The 13,170-nt window shown below is 71.2% G+C and carries 11 protein-coding genes and 1 tRNA gene; 11 read left to right on the forward strand and 1 reads right to left on the reverse strand.

The features are described from left to right. Positions 1 to 90: 90 nt before the first annotated feature. The 10 genes from ACFWXC_RS08090 (at position 91) to ACFWXC_RS08135 (ending at position 7,542) form a co-directional block, all read left to right on the forward strand. On the forward strand, positions 91 to 1,020 hold the full coding sequence (locus ACFWXC_RS08090; RefSeq protein WP_384474842.1) for a LysR family transcriptional regulator: 930 nt from the start codon (positions 91 to 93) through the stop codon (positions 1,018 to 1,020). A gap of 129 nt (positions 1,021 to 1,149) precedes the next feature. Continuing rightward, positions 1,150 to 1,863: an SDR family NAD(P)-dependent oxidoreductase gene (locus tag ACFWXC_RS08095; protein ID WP_384474845.1), complete on the forward strand. Its 714-nt coding sequence runs from the start codon at positions 1,150 to 1,152 to the stop codon at positions 1,861 to 1,863. A gap of 32 nt (positions 1,864 to 1,895) precedes the next feature. Then, a complete protein-coding gene (locus ACFWXC_RS08100) occupies positions 1,896 to 2,267 on the forward strand; it encodes a YybH family protein (protein ID WP_384474848.1) in 372 nt (123 codons plus the stop codon). Between the two features lie 274 nt (positions 2,268 to 2,541). After that, positions 2,542 to 3,570: an L-threonine 3-dehydrogenase gene (gene tdh / locus ACFWXC_RS08105; RefSeq protein ID WP_384474852.1), complete on the forward strand. Its 1,029-nt coding sequence runs from the start codon at positions 2,542 to 2,544 to the stop codon at positions 3,568 to 3,570. Between the two features lie 31 nt (positions 3,571 to 3,601). Further along, positions 3,602 to 4,795, forward strand: coding sequence for a glycine C-acetyltransferase (locus tag ACFWXC_RS08110; RefSeq protein WP_384474902.1), 1,194 nt, complete (start codon positions 3,602 to 3,604; stop codon positions 4,793 to 4,795). A gap of 30 nt (positions 4,796 to 4,825) precedes the next feature. Then, positions 4,826 to 5,728, forward strand: coding sequence for a LysR family transcriptional regulator (locus ACFWXC_RS08115; protein WP_384474855.1), 903 nt, complete (start codon positions 4,826 to 4,828; stop codon positions 5,726 to 5,728). A 46-nt stretch (positions 5,729 to 5,774) separates the two neighbouring features. Next, complete coding sequence (locus tag ACFWXC_RS08120; RefSeq protein ID WP_384474858.1) at positions 5,775 to 6,401, forward strand: helix-turn-helix domain-containing protein; 627 nt, start codon at positions 5,775 to 5,777, stop codon at positions 6,399 to 6,401. Further along, positions 6,398 to 6,934, forward strand: a complete 537-nt coding sequence (locus tag ACFWXC_RS08125; RefSeq protein WP_384474861.1) for a GNAT family N-acetyltransferase — start codon at positions 6,398 to 6,400, stop codon at positions 6,932 to 6,934. Before ACFWXC_RS08120 ends, ACFWXC_RS08125 begins: the two co-directional genes overlap by 4 nt. Positions 6,935 to 6,964: 30 nt before the next feature. Further along, entirely contained in the window at positions 6,965 to 7,324 is a 360-nt protein-coding gene (locus ACFWXC_RS08130; RefSeq protein ID WP_384474864.1) for an MmcQ/YjbR family DNA-binding protein, read from the forward strand. A gap of 144 nt (positions 7,325 to 7,468) precedes the next feature. Beyond that, positions 7,469 to 7,542, forward strand: a tRNA-Pro gene (locus ACFWXC_RS08135). A gap of 353 nt (positions 7,543 to 7,895) precedes the next feature. On the opposite strand, the gene ACFWXC_RS08140 is transcribed toward ACFWXC_RS08135, so the two are convergent. Then, the gene (locus ACFWXC_RS08140; RefSeq protein ID WP_384474867.1) at positions 7,896 to 9,242 is read right to left on the reverse strand and encodes a cation:proton antiporter; all 1,347 of its coding nucleotides are present in this window, start codon (positions 9,240 to 9,242) and stop codon (positions 7,896 to 7,898) included. A 626-nt stretch (positions 9,243 to 9,868) separates the two neighbouring features. Between ACFWXC_RS08140 and ACFWXC_RS08145 the strand changes: the two genes are divergently transcribed. After that, positions 9,869 to 13,048, forward strand: coding sequence for an amino acid adenylation domain-containing protein (locus tag ACFWXC_RS08145; protein WP_384474870.1), 3,180 nt, complete (start codon positions 9,869 to 9,871; stop codon positions 13,046 to 13,048). Positions 13,049 to 13,170 lie beyond the last annotated feature (122 nt).

Below are 13,170 nucleotides of genomic sequence, written 5' to 3' on the forward strand. Positions count from 1 at the left end.
TCGGTGGGTTCATCCTGCGCCCGTCACCAGCGCCGATGCCACGACCGGTTGTCTCGCTGCTGGGAGGTGCGGCCTCCCAGCGCGCGTAGCATGGCGCGCGTGGAACTGCGCCAGCTGCGTTACTTCGTCGCGGTCGCCGAGGAACTGAACTTCGGCCGGGCCGCCGAGCGGCTGCTCATCGCGGGCCCCTCGCTCTCCCAGCAGATCAAGGCACTCGAACGGGACCTGGGTGTCCGGCTGTTCGACCGGGATCGCCGCTCGGTCTCGCTCACCCCGGCCGGCGCCGACCTGCTGCCGCACACCCGGGCCCTGCTGGAGCGGGCCGACGACCTCAAGCTCCGGGCCGGGCGGCTGTCGGGTTCGCAGTCGGTACGGCTCGGTTACGTCAACTGGCTTCCCCCGGACCTGGCCTCGCGGACGGCCGCGGTGGCCCGGGTGCATGTGGACGCCTGGGTCGCCCCCTCCCACACCCAGGCCGCCCGGGTCGCCGACGGCAGCCTGGACCTCGCCGTCTGCTGGGTGCGCACCGAGGACCTCAAGCGGCTCGGGCTGCGGGCCCGGCTGCTCGGCGCCGACCGGCTGTACGCCGTCGCGAAGGGCACCGACACCAGCGATCTGGCGGCCCGGGACACCGACGTCCTCATCGACGACGACATCACCTCCTGGGCCTCCTGGAACGTGTACGCAGAGGAGCTGACGCAGGCCGTCGGTGCCCGTGCCGTGCGCATCTCCGACGGCGCCGTCACCGGCCCCGCCTTCTTCGACCACGTCCGCCGCTGCACCCGCCCGGTCCTCAACTCGCCCAAGGGGCAGACCGCTCCGCTCCCGCCCGACCTGGTCCGCCGGGAGATCGTCGCGCCGAAGGTGTACTGGACCTGGTCCCTGGTCCGGCGTGAGAGCGAGGACCGCGCCGGGGTCCTGGCCGCCGTCGACGCCCTGTGCGACGGCGTCGGCGACCTCGGCACCCACGCCGAGGACGCCTGGCTGCCCGCCGACGACCCGTACGTGCTCCCGGGCTGAGCCGCACTGGGAGGCTGCGCCTCCCGCGCGGAAGGAAACGGATCCTGGCGCCCTCTGACCGATCCCACCTACCTTCCTCATAGTCGACCGGTCGGCTAGTACCGGTCAGCCACTACGGAGAAGGTCACCATGAGCACACAGAACCAGAAGGTCGCGATCGTCACCGGCGCCTCGCAGGGCATCGGCGCCGCCCTCGTCGAGGGCTACCGCAAGCTCGGCCACGCGGTCGTCGCCACCTCGCGCACCATCGCCCCCACCGACGACGCCGACGTCCTGACCGTGCAGGGCGACATCGCCGACCCGGCGACCGCCGAGCGGGTCGTCGCCGCGGCCGTCGAGCGCTTCGGGCGTATCGACACCGTGGTCAACAACGCGGGCATCTTCGTCGCGAAGCCCTTCACCGACTACACGGCCGCCGACTACGCCGCCGTGACCGGCATCAACGTGGACGGCTTCTTCCACCTCACCCAGCAGGCCCTGCCGCATCTGCTCGCCCAGGGCGGCGGACACATCGTCAGCGTCACCACCAGCCTGGTGGACAGCGCCGACGCCCGGGTCCCCTCCGTCCTGGCCTCGCTGACCAAGGGCGGTCTGCAGGCCGCGACCAAGTCCCTGGCGATCGAGTACGCCACCCGTGGCGTCCGGGTCAACGCGGTGTCGCCCGGCACCATCAAGACCCCCATGCACCCGGACGAGACCCACGAGTTCCTCGCCGCCCTGCACCCGGTCGGCCGGATGGGTGAAGTGAGCGACATCGTCGACGCGGTGCTCTTCCTGGAGACCGCGCCGTTCGTCACCGGAGAGATCCTGCACGTCGACGGCGGTATGAGCGCCGGTCACTGACCGTACGTCAGATCACTTACCAAGGAGCGGACATGACCACAACGAAGGACGACACGGCGATCCTGAGCGGGGTGCTCGACCGCTGGCAGGCGGCCGTCGGCGCACACCAACCCGAGCGCATCGCCGCCCAGTTCACCGAGGACGCCGTCTTCCAGGGACTGCACCCGTACAGCGTCGGACGGGAGGGTGTCGCCGCGTACTACGACTCCCAGCCCCTCGGCATGAAGGCCGTGTACCGGGTCCTGGAGACCCGGCGGCCCGCCGACGGCGTCGTCCTCGGCTACCTGGCCGTCGAGTTCTCCTTCACGGACCGGCCCCCGCTGGACGTCAAGCTCTCGGTCCTCGTGACCCGCACCGGCGACGACTGGTACATCAGCCACTACCAGGTCTCCCGGCTCGACTGAGCGCTTCGCCGCAAGCGCCGTGACATGCCGTCGTCCGGCTGCGGGGCCGTCCTGGCCGGCCGCCCCCTCACTCTCCTGCTTCGCCCGACCTGCTCGGCGCCGGCGCGCAGCGCCGTGCGGGCGTGAAGCGGAGCTGTGGCGGCGGTTAAGAAATCCTCGATGGACCCGAGCCGCCCGGGTACGGCAGATTGCTGTGCGATTCCACCCCCCCTCCGCGGCCGCGGGACGCTTCGGCGTGCCCGCGGCCGGGACCTCACGCACAGGAGCCGTAGCGTTGAAGGCGCTGGTCAAGCAGAAGGCGGAGCCCGGGCTGTGGCTCGCGGACGTGCCGGAGCCCGCGGTCGGACCCGGTGATGTACTGATCAAGGTGCTGCGGACCGGTATCTGCGGAACCGATCTGCACATCCGGGCCTGGGACGGCTGGGCCCAGCAGGCGATCAGCACGCCCCTGGTGGTCGGGCACGAGTTCGTCGGTGAGGTCGTCGGGACCGGCCGCGACGTCGTGGACATCAAGGCCGGCGACCGCGTCAGCGGCGAGGGGCATCTCGTCTGCGGCAAGTGCCGCAACTGCCTGGCCGGACGGCGCCATCTGTGCCGGGCCACGGTCGGCCTCGGCGTCGGCCGCGACGGCGCGTTCGCCGAGTACGTCGCGCTGCCGGCCGGCAACGTCTGGGTGCACCGCGTCCCCGTCGACCTCGACGTCGCCGCGATCTTCGACCCGTTCGGCAACGCCGTGCACACCGCGCTCTCCTTCCCGCTCGTCGGCGAGGACGTCCTGATCACCGGCGCAGGGCCGATCGGTCTCATGGCCGCCGCCGTGTCCCGGCACGCGGGTGCCCGCAACGTCGTGATCACCGACGTCAGCGAGGAACGCCTCGACCTCGCCCGCAAGATCGGCGTGAGTCTCGCCCTGAACGTGTCGCAGGCCCGGATCGCCGACGGGCAGCGGGAGCTCGGGCTGCGCGAGGGTTTCGACATCGGCCTGGAGATGTCCGGCCGCCCCGAGGCGCTCCAGGACATGATCGCCAACATGACGCACGGCGGCCGTATCGCCATGCTCGGCCTGGCCGCCCAGGAATTCCCCGTCGACTGGGCCCGGATCGTCACCTCGATGATCACCATCAAGGGCATCTACGGCCGCGAGATGTTCGAGACCTGGTACGCGATGTCCGTCCTGCTGGAGGGCGGACTCGACCTCGCCCCCGTGATCACCGGCCGCTACGGGTACCGCGACTTCGAGGCGGCCTTCGCCGACGCCGCGAGCGGCCGTGGCGGCAAGGTCATCCTCGACTGGACCCTCTGACCGACCAGCTGACGACAACCAAGGACTGATGATGTTCGACTCCGTGCGCGACGACCTGCGCGCCACCCTCGACGAGATCCGCGCCGCCGGCCTGCACAAACCCGAGCGGGTCATCGGCACCCCGCAGTCCGCGACCGTCAGCGTGACCGCGGGCGGCCGCCCCGGCGAGGTGCTCAACTTCTGCGCCAACAACTACCTCGGCCTCGCCGACCACCCCGAGGTGATCGCCGCCGCCCATGAGGCCCTGGACCGCTGGGGCTACGGCATGGCCTCCGTCCGCTTCATCTGCGGCACCCAGGAGGTCCACAAGGAGCTGGAGGCGCGCCTCGCCGGCTTCCTCGGCCAGGAGGACACGATCCTCTACTCCTCCTGCTTCGACGCCAACGGCGGTGTCTTCGAGACCCTCCTCGGCCCGGAGGACGCGGTGATCTCCGACGCCCTCAACCACGCCTCGATCATCGACGGCATCCGCCTCTCCAAGGCCCGCCGCTTCCGCTACGCCAACCGTGATCTCGCGGACCTGGAAAGCCAGTTGAAGGAGGCGCAGGGCGCCCGGCGCCGGCTGGTCGTCACCGACGGCGTCTTCTCCATGGACGGCTACGTGGCGCCGCTGCGCGAGATCTGCGACCTCGCCGACCGCTACGACGCGATGGTCATGGTCGACGACTCGCACGCCGTCGGCTTCGTCGGCCCGTCCGGCCGCGGCACCCCCGAGCTGCACGGCGTGATGGACCGCGTCGACATCATCACCGGCACCCTCGGCAAGGCCCTCGGCGGAGCCTCCGGCGGCTATGTCGCGGCCCGCGCCGAGATCGTCGCCCTGCTCCGCCAGCGCTCCCGCCCGTACCTCTTCTCCAACACCCTCGCCCCGGTGATCGCGGCGGCCTCGCTGAAGGTCCTCGACCTGCTGGAGTCCGCGGACGACCTACGGGTCCGGCTCGCCGAGAACACCGCGCTGTTCCGCCGGCGGATGACCGAGGAGGGCTTCGACATCCTCGCCGGCGACCACGCCATCGCCCCCGTGATGATCGGCGACGCGTCGCGGGCCGCCCGGATGGCCGAGCTGCTGCTGGAGCGGGGCGTGTACGTGATCGGCTTCTCGTATCCGGTGGTGCCGCAGGGCCAGGCCCGGATCCGGGTGCAGCTCTCCGCGGCCCAGTCGACGGACGACGTCAACCGCGCGGTGGACGCCTTCGTGGCGGCCCGGGCGGAACTGGCGGCCTGAGCACCCCGGACATATTGCGATAATCGAGCCATGATCGAGGCGCGGCGGCTCCACATCCTCCGTGCGGTGGCCGACCACCGCACGGTGACGGCGGCTGCCGCCGCGCTGTACCTGACCCCCTCGGCCGTCTCGCAGCAGCTGGCGGCCCTGGAGCAGGAGACCGGCCACCGGCTGGTCGAGCGCAGCGCCAAGGGCGTACGGCTCACCCCGGCCGGTGAGATCCTCCTCGGCCACACCAACGCGGTCCTCGCCCAGCTGGAGCGGGCCGAGGCCGAACTGGCCGCGTACGGCTCGGGCGAGGCCGGCACGGTCACCGTCGCCGCCTTCGCCACCGGCATCGCGCAAGTGGTCGCCCCGGCCGTGGCCCACCTCGCCCGCAGGGCCCCCGGCATACGCATCCGCGTCCAGGACGCCGAGGGCGACGCCAGTCTGCCGATGGTCCTGGACCGGCAGGTCGATGTCGCGGTCGCCGTCGAGTACCGGGGGGCGCCGTCAGCCGACGACCCCCGGCTCACCCACGTCTCCCTGTACGCCGAGCCCTTCGACGCGGTCGTCCCGCTCCACCACCGCCTGGCCGGGGCCGACGAGGTGCCCCTCGCCGAACTGGCCAAGGACCCGTGGATCGGTCCGTACCCCGGCAACCCCTGTCACGACGTGGTCGTCCTGGCCTGCGAGAGCGCCGGCTTCCAGCCGCGCCTCGAACACTCCTCCGACGATTTCCGGGCCGTGGTGGCCCTGGCCTCGGCCGACGCGGGCGTGGCCCTCGTCCCCCGCTCGGCCCTGCGCGGCATGGACCTGACCGGCGTCGTCGTACGCCCGGTCGACGGCATCGCCCCGACCCGCCGCGTCTTCGCGGCCGTACGGCGCGGAGCCGAGGGCCATCCGCTGATCCGCCCGGTGCTGGAGGCGCTCGGCGAGGCGGCACGGCCGTGAGCCGTCCTTAACACCGACGTCTCACATCAGGGATATCGTCCCGGATATGAAACGGGATGAGCCGGAAACGAAACGAGACGAGACGGCGGCCCGCGATCCCGCCCCGGATCCCGCTCCCGACCCCGTCGATGCCCGACTCGGTCGCCGCCTCGCCGAACTGCGGGCCGAACGCGGCTGGTCCCTGGGCGAGTTGGCCGAGCGCAGCGGAGTGAGCAAGTCCACCCTGTCCCGTGCCGAACGCGCCGAGACCAGCGCCACGGCCGCCCTCCTCAACCGGCTCTGCCACGTCTACGGGCGGACCATGTCCCAACTGCTCAGCGAGGTCGAGGCGGCGCCCGCGCCGGTGCTGCGCGCGGCCGAACAGCAGGTCTGGGAGGACCGCGCCGCCGGTTTCGTACGGCGGTCCGTGTCGCCGCCGCACGGTGGGCTGCGCGGCGAACTCGTCGAGGGCCGGCTGGCGGCGGGCGCGGACATCGCCTACGACCGTCCGCCGGTGCCCGGCCTGGAGCAGCACCTCTGGGTGCTCGACGGGAGGCTCGCGGTGACCGCGCAGGAGGTCGAGCATCTCCTGGACGCCGGGGACTGTCTGCGGCTGCGGGTGTGGGGGCCGACGCGGTTCCGGTGCGCCGGGCCGGGAGAGGCGCGGTACGTCCTGGCGGTGGTGCGGCCATGACGGCGCTGCGCCTCGGGGCGGATCAACTGTCCGAGCGGGTAGGGGAGTTGGCCGAGCTGCTGGCCGACACCGTGAACGGCGGGGCGTCCATCGGCTTCCTCGCACCCTGCGAGCGGGAGCGGGCCGTCGCCTGGTGGCAGGGGCGGCTGGACGCCGTGGCCGCCGGCCGGCTCGCCGTCTGGGCCGCGCTGGACGACGGTGACCGGGTCGTCGGCACGGTCAGCCTGGCCTTCCCCTTCCCCGACAAGCCGAACAGCAGGCACCGTGCCGAGCTGGTCAAGCTGATGGTCCACCGAGAGGCCCGCGGCCAGGGCATCGGGAGACGGCTGCTGACCGTGGCCGAAGAGGCGGCGACCGCCGCCGGCATCACCCTGCTCCATCTCGACACCGAGACGGACAGTCCCGCCGAGCAGCTCTACCGCTCGGCCGGCTGGACCCGCGCCGGAGTCATCCCGGACTTCGCGGCCGACCCCGCCGGGGTGCTGCGGCCGACGACCCTCTACTACAAGCACGTCGGTGCTCTGACCAGCTGACTGTCAGTGGCAGGCGCTACGGTTCCAGGCATGCCGGAAGCCGAAGACGTACGCCGTGTCGCGCTGTCCCTGCCGGACACCAGCGAGAAGATCGCCTGGAGCATGCCCACGTTCCGAGTCGCCGGGAAGATGTTCGCCACGCTGCCCGAGAACGAGACCTCCATCGCCGTGCGCTGTCCCAAGGAGGAGCGCGACGAGCTGGTGCTCGCCGAGCCGGACAAGTTCTGGATCGCCGATCACGAGGCCCAGTTCGCCTGGGTCCGGGTGCGGCTCGGCGCCCTGGAGGACGAGGCCGAGCTGCGCGACATCCTCGCCGACTCCTGGAGACAGGCGGCCCCGCCCCGACTCCTGGACTCCCACCCCGAGGTGGGGCTGCCGAGCCCGGACTGAGACCCGCCGCACCCGCCCGTACCGCCGCGGCCCCCAGGCCGAGCCGTCACCCTGCCCGGACAAAAGCCGTGCGCGACCACCGGTCCGAGTGCGGTATTGTTTCCTTGCGCGTTTCGACCGGGGAAATCCCAGGTCAGACGGCACCGGGACGTGGCGCAGCTTGGTAGCGCACTTGACTGGGGGTCAAGGGGTCGCAGGTTCAAATCCTGTCGTCCCGACTGGAGACAGTCGCAGGTCAGGGCCGGTTTCGGAGGCATCCGAAACCGGCCTTTGATCATTCTTGGGGACCAGCCGGGGACCAGCCGGGGAGCAGGTGGCGGTCGCCCTCCGTCGTTGGAAGCACCTCGTTGATCATCGGATCGGTCGCTGATCAGACACTCCGGCTGACGGCTGCCCATCCCTCGCATCGACGTTTTGCGTCGGTCTGCCGGAGCGCCGGGTGTACCCGCCCACCGCTGCGTGAAAGGGGCTGGATCCTGGTGCCGTTCCGCTCGGGGCGGCTGCGGGACGTCACGGCGCGACCCGTGCCCCTTGTCCTCGCAGGAAGCGCTGTTCGTCCTCGCATTTGCTTTCAGCGGCCGCCGACTCCCGTCTCGGGGATGGAGGTACCGGTGCGATCGGCGCGGCGGAGTTCCTCCTCGGAGACGTGCTCGACGTGACGCATGGCGAAGCGGATGACGGGGGCGGCCATGACCGAGGTGGTGACGGCGACCAGGACGATGATGGTGAAGAAGGTGGGGGTCAGCACGCCGATACGCAGGCCGGCGGTGGCAATCACGATCTGGACGACACCACGGGAGTTGAGACCGGCTCCGACGGCGAGCGTCTCCCACCGGTTGAGCCGCCCGGCCCGTGCGCCGAGGCAGACACCGCCGAACTTGCCTGCCACCGCGACCACGAGGACGAGCAGGGCCACACCGAGCACCTCGGGGGAGTGCAGTGCGCTCAGGTCGATCCGCAGGCCGACGGTGGCGAAGAAGAGCGGAGCGAGTACGGAGAGGACGACCTGCCTGAGCGGTGCCAGCCTGCGCAGTGACTCCGGGCTGCAGGCACCTATGAGGACGCCCGCGAGGAACGCGCCGAACATGGCCTCGAGGTGCAGCGCCTGCGTGGCGGCGGCGCTCAGCAGCATGATGATCACTGTGGTGGCGATGGTGTGGGCGCCGTCAGGGTGGCGTGATGCCTGTGTCATGAGGCGACGGATCACGGGGCGGGCCAGCAGGAGTGCGGCCAGGATGACGACGACCGAACCGGCGAAGGACCAGAGCACGTCGTCGAGCTGCGAGCTGATGGCGATCGCCGAGACCACGGACAGCAGCAGCCAGCCGACCACGTCGTCGACCATCGCTGTGGCGAGCGTGAGCTGGCCGACATTGCGGTGGGTGAGGTTCATGTCCGCGAGGGTCTTGGCTATCACGGGTATGGCGCTGACGCAGAGAGCAACGCCCAGGAAGGCCGCGAAGACGGGGCGGCTGGCGGACGACGGGACGAAGGAGTCCGGCAGAACCATGCCCAGGCCGCCCCCGAGGAGGAGCGGGAGCAGCAGTCCCGAGGCCGCAATGACGGACGTGGTTCTCGTACGTCGGCGCACCAGCTGCAAGTCCACTTCCATGCCGGTGATGCCGACCAGCAGGATCACCCCCAACTGGCCGACCGCGTCGAGGAGATGGAACTGAGACGTGGAGGCCGGGAGCAGCCAGTCGGACACCGACGGAGCCAGGTTGCCGAGTACGGTCGGGCCCAGCAGCACACCGGCGCACAGCTCGCCCGTGATGGCGGGCAGCCGGATCCGGGTGGCAAGCCGTCCGAGGGCATACGCGAACAGCAACAGTGTTCCCACCTGGAGCAGGAACAGGAGCAGGTTGTGGGCAGGCATGGCCGTCATCGAGGCGGAGGCGAGCACATGATCTCCGATCATCCGGGAAGGCACCGTGCCGGGAACTGCGCTGCACCGCGCAGGGGATTCGGACCAACGGATGCGGGCGCGGGAGGCCTGTCCACTGGTCCCGATGGCATCGGGCCGGTGAGTGACGAGGAGCAAGCAGGAAACAGGGCTTCGGCGCCCAGCAGCGGATCTTCTGACGCCCCGACGGGTCGGGGTGCTCGGGTGTCCGGCGATGTCCCGCCGGTGCCCTGGCTCAAGGGGCGTTCCGGCGACGCTGAGGACCTGCCTGTGGTTCCCTCACGGTAGTGCCGACGCCAATCTCATCATGAGTAACGTGCGTTGCGCCAGCAGTAGCAGGCAAAACGATCTGCCCGACTGGTACATCGTCAGATCCCGTTGCAAAGCCGCGTGTTAGGGTCGTTCGGCTGGGGGACGCCTTCATCAAGAGGGAAGGCAGCGGCGGGCGCCTGCTGGAGCAGAGCGAGCCGTACGCAATGTCGTGTGACCGGATCCGGTCGAATTCCGTGGGTTGTCACGCCGTGCCGAGGCGACGCGGAGACCGGTGGGCGACCGTGTCGGCTGTGGCCCGTCGCCGAAGAGAGAATTCCCGGGGCCCGGCCCGTGGACTCCAGCTCGCGTCCTACTCCAAGGAGTTGCCCGTGAGTGACCTCTGTATCCATGAACTTTTCGAGGCGCAGGCCGTCGAGACGCCACACGCCGTGGCTCTGGTGGCCGGTGACGACGCCTCGGCGGCGCTGGAACTGTCGTACCGGCAACTGGACCACCGCGCCGACCGGCTGGCGCGCCGGCTGCGGTCCGCGGGGATCGGGCCGGAATCCCGGGTGGGGGTCTGTTTGCAGCGGGGCCCCGAGCTGCTGGTCACCCTGCTCGGGGTACTCAAGGCCGGTGGAGCGTACGTCCCGCTGGATCCGGACCACCCGGCGGAGCGGCTCGCCTACCTGTTGGCGGACTCGGCCGTGTCCGTGGTGGTCACCGACGGCCTGCTGGCGCGCGGCTTCGCGGCCTACAGCGGCACCGTGCTCCTCGCCGACGAAGCAGCCGCGGAGGACAGCGAAACCGCCGGCCCCGGACGTCATGACCGCTCCGTGGCACCGGTTGGTCCGGGCAACGCCGCCTACGTCATGTACACCTCCGGCTCGACCGGACGCCCGAAGGGTGTGGTCGTGCCGCACGCGGGCGTGGTCAACCGCCTGCGGTGGGCCCAGGAGTGGTTCCCGCTGGCCGTGGGCGACCGGGTGCTGCACAAGACGCCGTTCAGCTTCGACGTGTCGGTGCCGGAGCTGTTCTGGCCGCTGGCCAACGGCGGCGCCGTGGTCATGGCCCGCCCCGGAGGCCATCGCGACCCCCGCTATCTGGCGCGGACGATGGCCGAGCACCGCATCACCACAGTCAGCTTCGTACCGTCGATGCTCCGCGCCTTCCTCGCCGAGCCGGTGCAGCCGCTGCCGTCCCTGCGGCGCATCCTGTGCAGCGGCGAGGCACTCACCGCCGATCTCGTGTCGGCCGCCCACCAGCGTCTCGGATGTGAGGTCTACAACCTGTACGGCCCGACGGAGACCAGCGTCGAAGTCACCGGGACGCTGTGTGCTCCGGGCGAGTCCGTGACCATCGGACGGGCCGTGCCGGGTGTCACGGCGCTGGTGCTGGACGAGGAGTTGCGGCTTGTCCCGGACATGATGGAGGGGCAGCTCTGTCTGGCAGGGATCCAGCTCGCACGCGGCTACCACGGTCGGCCGGGCCTCACCGCGGAACGGTTCATGCCCCACCCGTACGCGGACGTGCCGGGGGAGCGCATCTATCTCACCGGAGATCTGGTACGGCGGCGGCCCGACGGCGCGATCGAGTACCTCGGCCGGATCGACCGTCAGGTGAAGATCCGCGGGAACCGGGTCGAGCTCGGCGAGATCGAGTCCGTGCTCATGTCCGAGCCGGCGGTGGCGGCGGCGGCCCTGGTCGCCGACCGGGAATCCGACGGCGGGACCCGGCTCACCGCCCATGTCGTACCGGCCGGCGAAACCGTGGACATCGCGGCCCTGCGCGGCCGGCTCGCGGCGCGGCTGCCCGACTACATGGTTCCGACGGTCTGGTCGGTACTGGCCGCGCTGCCGCTCACCACCAGCGGAAAAGTGGACCGAAAGGCCCTGCCGGACCCCGGTTCGGGTCGTCCCGATCTGGCAGGGGCCTACCTGGCCCCGCGTACGGAGACGGAGCGGCAGCTCGTCGCGGTCTGGGAGGACGTGCTCGGCCGCACCCCGGTCGGGGTCCGGGACGGCTTCCTCGACCTCGGCGGCCACTCGCTGGCGGCCACGATGATCTGCGCGCGGGTGCGCCGGGCACTGGACTGCGAGTTGACCGTCGAGGACCTGCTCACCGCGCCGACCGTCGAGGAACTGGCCGCCGTGGTGGACGGTGCCGACAGCCGCCCTGGCCGGCCTGCGCCCGTCGGTGCCGGAAGGGCCCGGGAGTCCTCGGGGAAGCCGGAGTGGTACCAACCGTCGTTCGCGCAGCAGCGGTTGTGGCTGCTCGACCAGATGAACCCGGGCGCAACCGACTACCTCATGCTGGACGCCTACCGGCTGCGCGGTCCGCTGGACGTGGCGGCGCTGCGTCAGGCACTGGACGACACCATCGCCAGGCACGACATCCTGCGTGCCACCTTCACCGCCGCCGACGGCGTGCCCCGGCTGGTGATCCGCGAGGAGGTGCCGGAAGAGGTCTTCGCCGCGATCGAGGCCGACGCGGGCCGGAACGAGGCCGACCGGGAGGAGGCGACGCGGAAGGTGATCGACAGCGAGTTGCGGCGGCCCGTCCGGCTGGACCACGGCCCGCTGTTGCGGCTGACGCTGTTGCGGCTGGACGAGACCCACCACGTCGCGGTACTGGTGATCCATCACATCGTTGCCGACGACTGGTCCCTGGAGATCTTCTGGCGGGATCTGGCGGCCCACTACCGAGCCGGGACCACGGGCACGCCAGTCGAACTGACCGCGCTGCCGGCCCAGTACACCGACTACGCGATCTGGCAGCGCAGTGGGGCCCACGCCGAAGAGCTGCGCGACCGTCTGGAGCGGCGGCGCGCGGAGCTGAAGGGCGTGCCGGACGTGCTCGGTCTGCCGACGGATCTGCCGCGCACGGCCCCGAGGCTGTCCGCCGATGCCACGGTGGGCTTCGAGCTCCCGGCCACGAGCGTGCGTGCGGTGCACGACGTGGCCCGGGCCGCCGGAGCGACGCCGTTCATGGTTCTGCTGGCGGCTTTCGCGGCGACTCTCGCCGGCCTTGCCCATCAGGATGACTTCCTGATCGGTACCTTCGCGGGAAACCGGACGGCCATCGAGACCGAACCGCTGGTCGGACTGTTCGTCAACACGCTGGCGCTGCGGATGGACTGCGACGGCGATCCCGTCTTCGCCGAGCTGGTGGGCCGGGTCAGGTCGGCCGCGCTGGACGCCTACCGGCACCAGGAGCTGCCCTTCGACCATCTCGTCTCGGCCCTGCGGCCGCCGCGCGACCTGACCCGCAACCCGCTGGTGCAGGTGGCCTTCCAGCTGCTCGGCCCGGCATCCGGACGGCTCTCGCTGCCTGGCGTCGCCGTCTCGCCGGTGCGGTCCTCGCAGGGCGGTAACGCCCTCGACTGCCTGGTGACGCTGCGGGAGGAGGGTGAGCGACTGATCGGTGAACTGCACTATCGCGCCGACCTGTTCACCGCTGCCACGGCAGAGGCAATCGCCGCTCGGCTGACCCGGACGATGATCCGGGCCGCCGAACAGCCCGGGCTGCGCCTGTCGGACCTCGTGGGAGCCGATCACGCGGCGTCCTGAACGATCAGGCCGACAGCGATGGCCCGCGCCCCCTCGGGGTTGTAGGGGGGCAGCACTGGGTGGGCGGGGGGGAGTGTTAGCGGGGGCGTAGGGGGGGGTGGGGGGCCGGCGGGGGAGCGGCG

This window comes from Streptomyces sp. NPDC058683, from assembly GCF_042716195.1.
GTDB lineage: Bacteria > Actinomycetota > Actinomycetes > Streptomycetales > Streptomycetaceae > Streptomyces.

Excerpts from the sequence above, each read along its gene's own strand:
- ACFWXC_RS08125 (WP_384474861.1), top strand. The coding sequence starts at position 6,398 with ATGACGGCGCTGCGCCTCGGGGCGGATCAACTGTCCGAGCGGGTAGGG.
- ACFWXC_RS08100 (WP_384474848.1), top strand. The coding sequence starts at position 1,896 with ATGACCACAACGAAGGACGACACGGCGATCCTGAGCGGGGTGCTCGAC.
- ACFWXC_RS08120 (WP_384474858.1), top strand. The coding sequence starts at position 5,775 with ATGAAACGGGATGAGCCGGAAACGAAACGAGACGAGACGGCGGCCCGC.
- ACFWXC_RS08095 (WP_384474845.1), top strand. The coding sequence starts at position 1,150 with ATGAGCACACAGAACCAGAAGGTCGCGATCGTCACCGGCGCCTCGCAG.
- ACFWXC_RS08140 (WP_384474867.1), bottom strand. The coding sequence starts at position 9,242 with ATGATCGGAGATCATGTGCTCGCCTCCGCCTCGATGACGGCCATGCCT.
- ACFWXC_RS08090 (WP_384474842.1), top strand. The coding sequence starts at position 91 with ATGGCGCGCGTGGAACTGCGCCAGCTGCGTTACTTCGTCGCGGTCGCC.
- ACFWXC_RS08115 (WP_384474855.1), top strand. The coding sequence starts at position 4,826 with ATGATCGAGGCGCGGCGGCTCCACATCCTCCGTGCGGTGGCCGACCAC.
- ACFWXC_RS08130 (WP_384474864.1), top strand. The coding sequence starts at position 6,965 with ATGCCGGAAGCCGAAGACGTACGCCGTGTCGCGCTGTCCCTGCCGGAC.
- ACFWXC_RS08110 (WP_384474902.1), top strand. The coding sequence starts at position 3,602 with ATGTTCGACTCCGTGCGCGACGACCTGCGCGCCACCCTCGACGAGATC.